This window comes from Micrococcus sp. HMSC067E09 (assembly GCF_001812555.1).
GTDB lineage: Bacteria > Actinomycetota > Actinomycetes > Actinomycetales > Micrococcaceae > Micrococcus > Micrococcus lylae.
In genome coordinates, this window is sequence record NZ_KV809449.1 from 12,049 (window position 1) to 23,687 (window position 11,639).

At 72.5% G+C, this 11,639-nt stretch carries 11 protein-coding genes; 3 read left to right on the top strand and 8 right to left on the bottom strand.

The window, feature by feature from the left end:
- Positions 1–107 precede the first annotated feature (107 nt).
- Positions 108–1,175 (top strand): acyl-CoA thioesterase, encoded by a 1,068-nt coding sequence (locus HMPREF2863_RS08305; protein ID WP_083315327.1) that lies wholly within the window; start codon positions 108–110, stop codon positions 1,173–1,175.
- A 198-nt stretch (positions 1,176–1,373) separates the two neighbouring features.
- Here HMPREF2863_RS08305 and HMPREF2863_RS08310 read toward each other — a convergent pair whose 3' ends face one another.
- From HMPREF2863_RS08310 to HMPREF2863_RS08340, 7 genes are all read right to left on the bottom strand, one after another.
- Positions 1,374–1,568, bottom strand: coding sequence for a hypothetical protein (locus HMPREF2863_RS08310; RefSeq protein ID WP_067190380.1), 195 nt, complete (start codon positions 1,566–1,568; stop codon positions 1,374–1,376).
- A 128-nt stretch (positions 1,569–1,696) separates the two neighbouring features.
- On the bottom strand, positions 1,697–1,972 hold the full coding sequence (locus HMPREF2863_RS08315) for a metal-sensitive transcriptional regulator (protein ID WP_067190382.1): 276 nt from the start codon (positions 1,970–1,972) through the stop codon (positions 1,697–1,699).
- A gap of 90 nt (positions 1,973–2,062) precedes the next feature.
- Positions 2,063–2,815, bottom strand: a complete 753-nt coding sequence (locus HMPREF2863_RS08320) for a sulfite exporter TauE/SafE family protein (protein WP_070639404.1) — start codon at positions 2,813–2,815, stop codon at positions 2,063–2,065.
- A gap of 96 nt (positions 2,816–2,911) precedes the next feature.
- Positions 2,912–4,333, bottom strand: a complete 1,422-nt coding sequence (locus tag HMPREF2863_RS08325; protein ID WP_067190386.1) for an MBL fold metallo-hydrolase — start codon at positions 4,331–4,333, stop codon at positions 2,912–2,914.
- Positions 4,334–4,602: 269 nt separating this feature from the next.
- Positions 4,603–5,559, bottom strand: coding sequence for a hypothetical protein (locus HMPREF2863_RS08330; RefSeq protein WP_070639406.1), 957 nt, complete (start codon positions 5,557–5,559; stop codon positions 4,603–4,605).
- 329 nt (positions 5,560–5,888) lie between these two features.
- Positions 5,889–7,163: a phospholipase D-like domain-containing protein gene (locus HMPREF2863_RS08335; RefSeq protein ID WP_067190392.1), complete on the bottom strand. Its 1,275-nt coding sequence runs from the start codon at positions 7,161–7,163 to the stop codon at positions 5,889–5,891.
- 75 nt (positions 7,164–7,238) lie between these two features.
- Entirely contained in the window at positions 7,239–8,204 is a 966-nt protein-coding gene (locus tag HMPREF2863_RS08340) for an acyl-CoA thioesterase (protein ID WP_067190394.1), read from the bottom strand.
- 154 nt (positions 8,205–8,358) lie between these two features.
- Between HMPREF2863_RS08340 and HMPREF2863_RS08345 the strand changes: the two genes are divergently transcribed.
- Both HMPREF2863_RS08345 and HMPREF2863_RS08350 read left to right on the top strand, forming a co-directional pair.
- Complete coding sequence (locus HMPREF2863_RS08345) at positions 8,359–8,991, top strand: HEAT repeat domain-containing protein (RefSeq protein WP_245232132.1); 633 nt, start codon at positions 8,359–8,361, stop codon at positions 8,989–8,991.
- Positions 8,992–9,003: 12 nt separating this feature from the next.
- Positions 9,004–10,374, top strand: a complete 1,371-nt coding sequence (locus HMPREF2863_RS08350) for a methyltransferase domain-containing protein (RefSeq protein WP_070639408.1) — start codon at positions 9,004–9,006, stop codon at positions 10,372–10,374.
- A 124-nt stretch (positions 10,375–10,498) separates the two neighbouring features.
- Here HMPREF2863_RS08350 and HMPREF2863_RS08355 read toward each other — a convergent pair whose 3' ends face one another.
- Positions 10,499–11,506: an ArsA family ATPase gene (locus HMPREF2863_RS08355; RefSeq protein WP_070639410.1), complete on the bottom strand. Its 1,008-nt coding sequence runs from the start codon at positions 11,504–11,506 to the stop codon at positions 10,499–10,501.
- Positions 11,507–11,639 lie beyond the last annotated feature (133 nt).

The following is an 11,639-nucleotide window of genomic DNA, read 5'->3' on the forward strand; positions in this document are numbered from 1 at the left end:
CAGAGATTCTCCGCGATCCGGTGACGAACCATCGATTATCAGGCACGGTACTCGTCACGAAGCCGCCCGCAGCGCCTCCGCGCCCCCGCCGCAGGCACACTGACTCCATGGATGCCGCCGCACAGAACACCGCCTCCCCCGTCCCGGGCACCAGCGCCTCGGGCGCACCCGCCCCGTCCTTCACGACGACTGCCGCTCCCCTCCCGCACGACGCCCACCGCCGCCACGAGGTCACCCTCCGCTTCCTCGCCGCACCGACGGACAGGGGTCACAGCGGCACGGTGGACGCCGGACGCGTGCTGGAGTGGGTGGACAAGGCGGCCTTCGCCGCGGCGACGGCCTGGGCGGGCACCTACTGCGTGACCGCCTATGTGGGCAACATCCACTTCCGCCAGCCCGTGCAGGTGGGCCAGATGGTCGAGGTGACCGGCACGGTGCTCTACACCGGGTCCACGTCCATGCACATCAACACCGTGGTCCGCGCCGGCGACCCGAAGACCGGCGAGCTGACCGAGGCCGCGCGCTGCCTGGTGGTGTTCGTGGCGGTGCAGGACGGCAGGCCGACGCGCGTCCCGGAGTTCGTTCCGCAGTCCCTGGAGCAGGAGCTGGCCCGCGACTACGCGATCTCCCGCATCGAGGTCCGCAACGCTGTCACCGAGGCGATGAAGGGCCAGCCGTACACGGACGCCGGCACCGCCGAGCGCGTGACCCTGCGCTTCCTCGCCGCCCCCACGGACGTGAACTGGGGCGGCAAGGTGCACGGCGGCATCGTGATGGAGTGGATCGACACCGCCGCCTACCTGTGCGCCTCCCGCTACTGCGGCAAGGACACCGTGGCGGTGTTCTCCGGCGGCATCCGCTTCTACCGTCCGCTGCACATCGGGGACCTCGTGGAGGTCGAGGCACGGCTGATCTACACCGGCAGCAAGGGCATGCACGTGGCCGTCCACGTCCGTTCCGGCGACCCCAAGGGCGACGAGCTCGCGCTCACCACCTACTGCCTGACGGTGATGGTGACCCGCAACGAGGCCGGCGACGCCGTTCCCGTCCCCGCCTGGGTGCCCGTCTCAGAGGAGGACAAGGCCCTCTGGCAGCACGCCCGCGACCTGCTCGAGATCCGCGCAAAGGCTCAGGGCAACCGCCTGCCGAACCACCTGCTCGAGCAGCAGGACTGAGAGTCCGACCCCGCGAGCCAGAGGAATCGGCCCCTTCCACGTACTCGGAAGGGGCCGATTCCTCTGGTTCGGCGTCGGGCCCGGTCCCCTTCGGGGCTTCCCGACGACGGCCGGCTCAGCCCGCCGGCCGCGCCACCTCAGCCGTTCTGCCGCGTCACCTCAGCCGTTCTGCCGCGCCACCTCAGCCGTTCTGCCGCGTCACCGACCGAAGAGCCTCGCGAAGAAGCCCTTCTGCTCGCCGCCGGCTGCGCGGGCGGCCTCGACCTCGGCGGACGAGTGCTTGCCGTCGCACCACTGCCCGGCGGGGACGGTGCGTTTGACGGAGTCGATGTGCTGGCCGCAGCCGGCCCAGGTGGTCTTGCCGCAGACCTTGCAGTTCACAGGACGGCACATGGTGGGGGTTCCTTCCGATCAGGAGGCGGTGGCGGCCGGCCGGCCGCCGTGTGAGGTGTTCGGTGGGCGGCGTTGTGGGGGCGCCGCCCGCGTGGCGCCGCAGGGGTCCGGCGGCACCGTGGGCTCGGTCAGGAGAGGGTGAGGAAGAGCTTCTCGAGCTCCTCGACGGTGAGCTTCTCCTCCTTCTCGGCCCTCTCCGGATCGGCGATGCAGTGCTGCATGGCCGAGGAGACGATCGCGAAGCCGGCCCGGTCCAACGCGGTGGAGACGGCGGCGAGCTGGGTGACCACGTCACGGCAGCTGCCCTCGCCCTCGACCTCGCGGATGACGGCGTCGAGCTGCCCGCGGGCGCGCTTGAGGCGGTTGAGGATCTTGCGCTGGGTGGCGTCGTCGGCGGCGCGCATGGCGGCTCCTTGGGTATGTGCGAGATGCGTGCGGGGGGCGGAGGAGACTGATCGGATACCCGGCAGGGTATAACGACGACGGCCGGACGGTCAGCCGAGAAGGGTCAGGCCCTCCTGGACCAGGACGAAGGCGCCCATGGCCAGGACGAACCAGCCGAAGCCCTTCTTCAGGGCGGCCTGCGGGACGCGGTGGGTCAGCGGCGCGCCGACCAGCGCGCCGACCACGGCGGCGGCAGTCACCGGCAGCACCCAGGACCAGTCCATGGTGGTGCCGGTCAGGTGCCCGCCGAGTCCGGCGACGGAGTTCATGGCGATCACCATGACGGAGGTGGCCACGGCCTGCCCCATGGGCAGCTTGGCCAGCAGCACGAGGGCGGGGACCACCATGAAGCCGCCCCCGGCGCCGACCGTGCCCACGGCCAGGCCGATGCCGAGCCCTTGCAGCAGGGACTTCCACAGCGGCGTGGGCGGGGTGGCGGGGTCGGCAGGCCTCCGGCCGCGGATCATGCCGATCGCGGAGGCGAGCATCATCACGGCGAACAGGACCATCAGCAGGGCCCCGGGCAGCTGCGCGCCCAGCAGTCCGCCGAGGAGGGCGCCCACCATCGAGGTCACCCCGAAGACGAGCCCGACCCGCCACTGCACTGCCCCGCGCCGGGCGTGCGGCACCAGGGCCATGGCCGAGGTCACGGCCACCACGAACAGGGAGCCGGCGATCGCCTGCTCCGGCGGCAGCCCGGCCACGTAGGCCAGCAGCGGCACCGTGAGGATGGAGCCTCCGCCGCCGAGCAGCCCCACGAAGAGGCCGACGACCACGGCGAGGATCAGCACGAGCCACAGCACGGCCGCGGCCTCCTTCCTCCCGGGCTCCGGTCTCCGGCCGACGGCCGGCGTCCACGGCGGGGCCCTCCCCCGCCTCCTCCATGATCATCACCTCGGTCAGCCCTCATCCAAAGCCTGCCACGCGGCATAGCTGCCCTCGAGCTCGACCACGTCGAACCCGTCACGGCGCAGGGCCTGGGCGGCCACCACGTTGCGCAGGCCGGACTGGCAGAAGGTCACCAGTCGCCGGCCCTTCGGCAGCCGGTCCTGGTGGAACAGGACCTTGCCGGCGTTCAGCTGCATGGCGTCGGCCACGGTGCCCGCGGAGGACTCGGTCCTGTTGCGCACGTCCACGAGCACGGCGTCCGCCCCCGACTCCGGCCCGCCGACCTGTCCCGCCTCGATCTGCGTCCTCAGCTCGGCGGCGGTCACGGTCGGCACCGGCTCGAGCTCGAGCCCGCCCAGCGACGTCACGAACGCCGCCGCGGCGTCCACGCCCACGCGGATCATGTGGTCGCGCATGCCCTCCGCGTCCTCACGGTCCGCGGCGAGCAGCACGATGTCCGCGTCGTCGTCCTCCGGGTCGTAGGCCCAGCCGGCGTGGGTGGCGATCTTGCCGCGGGACGGGAGGGCCAGCGCGCCCGGCACGGTGCCGGCGAGGATCTCGGCCACGCCGCGGGTGTCCGCGAACACCACCCCGGACGCCAGCGCCTCCTCCACGCCCTCGGCGTCCAGTTCCTCGAGCTCCTTCAGCTCGCCGAGGATGGCCGGGCCGAGCCGGTTCTGGCGCTTCATGCGGGCGAAGTAGGCGTGGGCGTCCGGCTGGCCGTCCAGCAGCTCGTCGATGAAGCCCCGCTCGTCGCCCTCGGCCAGGTACCCGGCCCACCAGGCGTTCCTGCGCTCGTAGCCGACCGTGGTGGACGGCAGCGCGCCGAGGGCCTTGCCGCAGGCGGAGCCGGCGCCGTGGGCCGGGAACACCTGGACGTGATCCGGGAGGGTCAGGAACTTCTCCTGCAGGGAGCGGAACAGCTGCTCGGCGCCCTCGAAGCGGGTGTCCACGCCACCGGCGGCCTCGTCCAGCAGGTCCGGGCGGCCGAGGTCGCCGGCGAACACGAAGTCGCCGGTGAGCATGTAGCCGGGCTCGTCGGCGAAGGCGCCGTCGGTGACCAGGAAGGACAGGTGCTCCGGGGTGTGGCCCGGGGTGTGCACGGCCTGGACGGTGATGTTGCCGAGCGTCACGGTGTCCCCGTCGCGCAGCAGGTTCCCCTCGAAGCCGTAGGTCCAGTCCTCGCCGCCCTCGCCGGAGAGGTGGATCTGGGCGCCGGTGGCGTGGGCCAGCTCCCGGGTGCCGGAGAGGTAGTCGGCGTGGATGTGGGTCTCGGTCACGTGGGTGATCCGCATGCCGTGCCGGGCGGCGAGGTCCAGGTAGACCTGCACGTCCCGGCGGGGGTCGACGACGATCGCCTCCCCCTTCGCCTGGCAGCCGATCACGTAGCTCGCCTGGGCGAGGTCCTCGTCGTAGATGCGCTCGAGCAGCATGGCTTCCCCTTTCCGTGGGGTGGTCTCTGGCCGCCGTCTGCGGTCTGGACTGTTCCCCGAGGCTTCCCGACGACGGCTCCTCGCCTTTTCGCCGATACCCCCTGGGGTATGTGGTCGCCACACTACACCCATACCCCCTGGGGTATACAAGAGGCGGTGTCGGAGTTCACGCCGAAGGCGACGAGAGGCCCCGAGGAGCGACCCCAGACGCGACGACGGCCGCCCACCGGAAGGTGAGCGGCCGTCGTCGGGAAGCAGCGCGGGCGGGATCAGCCGCCGGAGCCGAGCGAGATCTCGCGGCCCACGGTCATGGACGCGCCGGTGTTGAGGTTCTGGCAGGTCACGTCCGAGGCGCCTGCGGTGCAGAGGAACTCGTTGAGGCGGGCGGACTGGCCCGGCACGAGGGTATGGGTGTCCAGGCCTTCCGCGCCGCCCATGTAGCCGGACGGCGTGAACAGGGCGGCCGGGCCGCTGTTGAGGACGCGGGCGCGCATGAACTCGCCCTCCGGGGAGGTCTCGCACTCCACGTAGAACTTGTACATGTCGCACAGGACGCCGTCCTGCGTCTCGAAGTACAGGTAGTCGTTGCCGTCGGCCGTGGACGCCTGGATGGTCGGCTCAGAGGTCGTCGGCGGCTCCGGCTCCGCGGCCGGTGCCGTGGTCGGGGCGGGAGCCGACGTGGTCGGTGCGGGAGCCGACGTGGTCGGGTCAGGCGCGGGCTTCGTCGTCGGGGCGGGCGCCTGGGTCGTCGGGGCGGGCTTCGTCGACGGGGCGGGCTTCGTCGTCGGGGCGGGCGCCTTCGAGGTCGGCGCAGGCGCCTGCGTGGTCGGCTCCGGTGCCTGGGTCGAGGGAGCGGGTGCCGCAGAGGACGACGGGGCCGGGGCGGCCGTCGGTGCGGAGGAGGACTGCGGGGCGGCCGTGGACGACGGCGCCGCGGAGGACTCGGCGGCGGACGGCGAGCCGGACTCGGTCTCCTCCGCGGTGGACGACTCCGACTCGGACGGGCTCGGGGAGGACTCCTCGGACGCCGACTCGCTCGGCGTGCCCTCGGTGGACTCGCTCGGCGTCGACCCGGTGGACTCGGACGCCGACGGACTCGAGGAGGCGGACGGGGACGTGGTCTCGGACGGGGTCTGCTCGGCCGCACCGCAGCCGGTGAGCAGCAGTGCGGCGGCGAGGACAGTGCCGCTGGACACGGAGCCGATGGTCGCAGAACGCAGGGTCATGGGGTCCTCACATGGGTCGGGGAAGACGGAACCGGACGAAGGAGCTGGACGGAGCTGGACGAGGCGGGCGGAGCCGGCGGCGCGGGCGGAGCGGGCGGCAGAACGCAGGGACCGAGTTCAGGGCCCGATCAGCACTGTACGCGGTGGACGCCGGATGCGCCGATGATGCGCAGACGGTGGACAGGACGGCACCGTGCCGACGCACCCATGGCCCTGACCCGCCCGCCGCCGCAGCCCGCCAAGCCGCAGCCCGCCGCCGCAGCCCGCCGGGCCGCAGCATGCGGGCCGCAGCCTGCCGAGCCGCAACCCGCCAAGCCCACCTGCGGCGGTCAGAGCAGCGGCCGCAGCGGGGCGATGAGCGCCTCGACGACCTGGGCTCCCTTGTGGCGCTCGCGCCAGCGGTGCGGGTCCACGACCTCGCAGTGCTGACGGTCCGACTCGAAGATCTCCTCCATGCGGGCGGCGAAGTCCTTGTCCACCACCTCGAGGTTGGTCTCGTAGTTGTACCCCAGGGACAGGCGGTCGATGTTCGCGGTGCCCACCGTGGACCACTGGCCGTCGATCGTCGCGGTCTTCGCGTGGATCATGCCCGCCTTGTAGAGCAGGATCGTGATGCCGGCCTCGAGCATCTCCGCGGTGAACCCGCGCGAGGCCCAGTCCGCCACGATGTGGTTGGAGTCCATCGGCACCATCACCTGCACGTCCGCCCCGCGCTGGGCCGCCGCCTTCAGTGCGGTGAGGACCTGCTGGTCCGGGATGAAGTAGGGAGTGGAGATGCGGATGCGGCTCGTCGCCCGCTCGATGGCGTTCAGGTAGGTGCCGCGGATCGGATAGACCAGCTGGACGGGCAGATTCGAGGCGACGGTGACGCGCTGGTCCCAGGAGCCCGGCGCGAACCACTCCATCTGATCGTCCTCGCCGTGCGCGGCGTTCCACACCGTGGCGATCGAGTGGTCCAGGCCCCAGACGGCGGGACCGACCTCCTTCACGTGGGTGTCTCGCCAGAGGTGGGCGTAGTCGTCTCCGATGTTGAAGCCGCCGATGTAGCCGACTCGCCCGTCGATCACGAGGATCTTCGAGTGGTTGAACCCGGTGTGCCGGACGACGCCACGCCAGTACGGGCGCGTGAACGCCGGCATCCGGAAGACGCGCACGTCCTCGTGGAACTGCTGGTAGAAGGAATGCGGCACCACCAGGTTGGCGAAGCCGTCGTAGATGACCCAGACGTCCACGCCCCGCTCGGCGGCCCGGTTGCAGGCCTCGAGGAACCGCTGGCCGGTCCGGTCTCCCTTCCAGATGAAGGTCTCGAGCTTGACCGAGCGCTCGGCGGCGTCGATCTCCCGGATCATGTCGTCGTAGAGGTCCTCGCCGGAGGTGAAGATCGTCAGCTCCGAGTCGCCGACCGTGGCCGAGAAGGTGCCGGGCCGTTCGGCGGGGCGGGCCTTCCTTCCCGAGCGCTTGACCATGTCCACGGCTGTGAGGCCCGCGGCCACGGCGGTGGGGACCACCGTCACCGCGGCGAGCGCCCCGAGGGCGGCCTTTCGCAGGACCGGACGCAGCCTTTCCGCAGAGCCGAGGACGTCGAGGGGAGAGAGACGAGCCATGGTCCGAGTCTAGTGAGCCGCTTCCCCGCCTCGGCGGCGACATCGCGCAGAGCTGACTGGGGGTATCCGTGCCGGTCAGGCCTCGCGCTGCTGGCCGGAGGTCCAGGTGGCACCGGCCTCGGAGCGGAGCCGCACGAGCTCCACGGCGGCCGCCTCGAGGGAGGCGGACCACTCGGACTCGGGCTCCCACTGGCGGACCGGCTGGGCGCGGCCGTCGCCGGGGACCACCATGACGGCCAACGAGTGGGCCACGATCTTGGGGTCCCGCTCATGGCGTCGGGCCGCGTAGACGCGCAGCGCCACATGCATGGCGCGCGGGGAGGTGTGCACCAGCAGGGCGTCCACGGTGACCACGTTGCCGACCTCGATGTTCTCCAGGAACCGCACGCCGCCGGCGAAGGCGGCCACCACGTTCTCGGACCCGGACCAGCGGGCGGCGCAGATGGCTGCGGCCTCGTCGATCCAGCGCATGATCGCAGAGGCCCGGATGGTGGAGCCGATGGTGGTCTCGTCGGCCCCGGCGATGAAGCAGAGCTTCACGAGCTCGTCGTTCGGGCCGGCCTCCTCCGGGAACGGCAGGGCGTTCATGCCCTGCTCGATGGTGGTGCGCAGGACCTTGGCACTGTTCGCCTGCTCGTCCCGCATCCGCTGCGCCTCGGTCTCCGGGATCCAGGCGGGGGCGTCCACCAGGTGCCCGCCCTCTTCGGCCGCGTAGACCAGGAGGCACTCGGTGCAGACCATCGGTCCGCCGTCCGCGCCGGGCAGGCTGGGCATGATCAGCCGCGCCTGGACGTGGACGTACGGTCCCTCCGTGTGGACCACGCGGGCCTGGACGACGGCGCGGGTGTCCACGGGCACCGGGTTCTCGAACTGCATGTTGCCCACGTAGGAGGCGCGGACATAGGTGCCGGCCCAGCTCGCGGCGACCGCGTAGCCGGCCTTGTCGATCCACGTGATGACGGTGCCGGCGCCCACCGTGCCCGACGGGTGGGTGTACCCCTCCGCTGTGAACTCGAGGGAGAGGGCACCGCGCACTTGCATGCCTGGAAATCTATCACCCCGGCGGCTGAAGCTGTGCTGTACATCACCTTGCCTCAGCGGAGGCGGCTTCCCGACGACGACGGCCCCCCTGCGGCGTCCGGCGCGCCTCGGACACGGGTCGGGTTCGCGGCGCATCCGCGCCACAATGGTGGGCATGACCACCCCCGGAGAGCACCCCAAGTCCCCGATGGAGCCCGTGAACCTTCCGCCCGTCAAGGACACCCCGCTGCGCCGCCTGCAGGCACGCGTGGACGAGGCCGTGGAGGCCCACGGCCCCGGTCCGGTGTCCGCCGCCGCCGTCCGCATGCTCGCCGGTCGCACGACGGTCGAGGACGTGACCTCCGGCCTGGTGGGGACCCTCACCGGGGACGGCGAACACTTCAGCACCGAGGCCACCGGCGCCCTGGTGCTCACCGGCGTGTGGCACCGCACGGCCCTGGCCGCCGTGCGCGAGGCCCTCGGCCACGAGGACGCCGAGGTCCGCGCGGCGGCGCTCACGGTGCTGGGTGTGCGTGCCGAGGAGCTGCGCGCGGACCACGCCGTGGACCGTGCGCTGGTGGGCGAGGTCCATGACCGCTGTGGGGATGCCTCCCCGGAGGTCCGCGCCGCCGCCGCGACGGCCCTGGGCGAGCTGGCCGAGGGCCGGGACCTGGAGCTGGTGGTGCCGACGCTCACCACCCTGGTGATGGACGTGGACCCGGAGCTGGCGAACGCCGGCGAGCTGGCCCTCACCCGGGTGGCCGACCGCCTGGACCGCCCGGACCTGCGCGCCTCCACCGACTACTGAGGCCCCCGTCCGATGCAGTGCCCTCACTTCGACGCCGGCCGGTGCCGCTCGTGCGCCCTGATGGGCGTGCCCTACGCGGACCAGCTGACCCGCGCCGACGCCGAGGTCCGCGGCCTGCTGTCAGCGCACCTGAGGCAGGCCGAGACGGTCGGCGGCGGCGCCCTGCCGGCGACCCGCTGGGAGGCCCCGTTCGCCTCCGCCGAGTCCGGCTTCCGCAACAAGGCCAAGCTCGTGGTGACCGGCACGTCTGCCCGGCCGAGGCTCGGCATCCTGGACCCTGGCCAGCACCCCAGGCACCATGACGGCACCGGTCACGACCTGCGCGACTGCGGCCTCTACGCACCGGGCATGCAGACCGTGTTCGACGCCGTGGCGCGCTCCATCTCCCGGGCCGGCCTGACGCCCTATCACGTGGGCGCCCGCACCGGGGAGCTGAAGAACGTGATCGTCACCCTCTCCCCGGACGCCGAGTGCATGGTCCGCTTCGTCCTGCGCTCCACCGCCGAGCTGGAAGCCCTCCGCGCCGAGGTGCCCACGATGCGGGGCGAGCTGGCGGCCGCGGGCGTGCCGGCCGTCGTCGTGACGGCGAACCTGCTGCCGGCGCACGTGGCGCTGCCCGAGGGCGAGGAGGAGATCCCCCTCGCCGGAGACCGGACGCTGACCATGCGCCTCAACGGGATCGGCCTGCGCCTGCGCCCGCAGGGGTTCTTCCAGACCAACACCGCCGTGGCCTCCGCGCTCTACGCCGACGCCGCGCAGTGGGTGGACGAGGCCTCCTCCGGCGAGCACGGCGTGGCGGTGCGCCGGGTGTGGGACCTGTACTGCGGCGTGGGCGGGTTCGCGTTCCATCTGGCGAGCGAGGACCGCGAGGTGTGGGGCCAGGAGGTCTCCGCCGAGGCGGTCGCCGCCGCGCAGGAGACGGCCGCGGCCCTCGGCCTGGCCCACCGCGTGACGTTCGACGTCGGCGACGCCACCGCAGCACTTTCGTTCGGGAAACCGTCGAGTCCGGACACGCTTTCGTTCGGGAAAGAGTCGGGTTCTGGAGCACTTTCGTTCGGGAAAGAGTCGAGTCCGGACACGCTTTCGCGCACGACGCCGCAGACGGCCCCGGACGAAGCCCCCGACCCCCGCCGAGGCGACGGGCACGCGCAGGCGCCGGACGTCGTCGTGGTCAACCCGCCGCGACGCGGGATCGGCGCGGAGCTGTCCGAGGCGCTCGAGGCCTCAGGCGTCCGGCTGGTGCTCTACTCCAGCTGCAACGCGAAGACCCTCGCGCAGGACCTGGCGCGGATGCCGTCCTACCGGCTCGAGCGGGCACGGGTGTTCGACATGTTCCCGCAGACCGCGCACGCCGAGACGCTCGTGCTGCTGCGCCGCCGCTGAGCCCGGTCAGGCAGGACCGGTCCCTCCCTGCCGCCGAACCAGAAGAAACGGCTACTTCAGGGCCTCGCGAAGGGGCCGATTCTTCTGGTTCGGCGTGGGAGCGGGCACGGGCACGGGCACGGGCTCAGCCCAGCAGCCGGCCGATCGCCTGCACGGCCGCCGGCCCGGTCGGCTCGCCGTCCACCCACGGCACCTGCACCAGGGGCACGTGGGGCACCTGCCGCACGAGGTCCGCCACATGCCCGTCCTCCGCTCGCGCCCGGGCCGCCAGCACCTCTCCGACATCCTCCGGCGAGCGCCGGTTCACCACCAGCGCGGCCACGGCGATCCGGTCCTCGGCGAGCCGACGGCACAGCTGCACGGTCTCCAGCACGGGCATTCGCTCGGCGGTCAGCACCGGCACGAACGCGCACCGCCGCCCGTCGGTCAGCAGCGCCTCCATGTCCGCGAAGATCCGGCGCCGCTCGGTGAGGACCTCACGGATCCGCAGGTCGCGGCGCTCCTGCGCAGTCCGGGGCCCCTCGAGGCCGCGTCGACCGTCCAGACCGCGCATCGCGTCCGCGAACCGCTCGGTCCTGTCCCGCCGCGCGAGCAGTCCGTCCGCCCAGGCGCCCATGAGCGTGGGCAGCTCGAGCAGGCGCGCGGTGTGCCCGGTGGGCGCCGTGTCGAACACGACCACGTCGAACCGCTCCCGCGCCTCCAGGGCGATCCGGGAGATCCGCTCCAGCAGCGCCGCCTCATGCGTGCCGGGGGACGCCGCGGCCAGCCGGAAGTAGCGGTCGACCTCCCGGTGCAGGTGCTCAGGCATCAGGCCGCGCACCGTGTCCTTCACCGCGTCCAGGTGCCGCGCCGCCACGGCGTCCGGGTCCACCTCCAGCCCGACGACGGCTCCCCCGCCCTCCATGGTCAGCAGTTCCGTCTCACTGTCCCCCACCTGGGTGTCCCACAGGTGGCCGAGGTTGTGGGCCGGGTCGGTGGAGACCACCAGCACCCGTCGTCCCGCGGCGGCGAGGGCCGCGGCGGCCGCGGAGGCGACCGTCGTCTTGCCGACGCCTCCCTTGCCGCCGAAGAAGACGACCTCCCGGGAGGCGAGGTGCGCGGACAGGTGGGTGTCCGTCGTCGTGCTTCCCATGCCGGTGCACTCCTTCCCTCCGCCGAGCCAGAAGCTTCGGCTGGTTCACGGCCGCCCGAAGCAGCCGATTCCTCTGGTTCGGCGGATGCCCGGTTCGGCGGATGCTCGGTTCGGCGGACGCTCGGTTCGGCGG

Coding starts and splice junctions, on each gene's coding strand:
- HMPREF2863_RS08305 (WP_083315327.1), top strand. CDS start 108: ATGGATGCCGCCGCACAGAACACCGCCTCCCCCGTCCCGGGCACCAGC.
- HMPREF2863_RS08310 (WP_067190380.1), bottom strand. CDS start 1,568: ATGTGCCGTCCTGTGAACTGCAAGGTCTGCGGCAAGACCACCTGGGCC.
- HMPREF2863_RS08315 (WP_067190382.1), bottom strand. CDS start 1,972: ATGCGCGCCGCCGACGACGCCACCCAGCGCAAGATCCTCAACCGCCTC.
- HMPREF2863_RS08325 (WP_067190386.1), bottom strand. CDS start 4,333: ATGCTGCTCGAGCGCATCTACGACGAGGACCTCGCCCAGGCGAGCTAC.
- HMPREF2863_RS08330 (WP_070639406.1), bottom strand. CDS start 5,559: ATGACCCTGCGTTCTGCGACCATCGGCTCCGTGTCCAGCGGCACTGTC.
- HMPREF2863_RS08335 (WP_067190392.1), bottom strand. CDS start 7,163: ATGGCTCGTCTCTCTCCCCTCGACGTCCTCGGCTCTGCGGAAAGGCTG.
- HMPREF2863_RS08340 (WP_067190394.1), bottom strand. CDS start 8,204: ATGCAAGTGCGCGGTGCCCTCTCCCTCGAGTTCACAGCGGAGGGGTAC.
- HMPREF2863_RS08345 (WP_245232132.1), top strand. CDS start 8,359: ATGACCACCCCCGGAGAGCACCCCAAGTCCCCGATGGAGCCCGTGAAC.
- HMPREF2863_RS08350 (WP_070639408.1), top strand. CDS start 9,004: ATGCAGTGCCCTCACTTCGACGCCGGCCGGTGCCGCTCGTGCGCCCTG.
- HMPREF2863_RS08355 (WP_070639410.1), bottom strand. CDS start 11,506: ATGGGAAGCACGACGACGGACACCCACCTGTCCGCGCACCTCGCCTCC.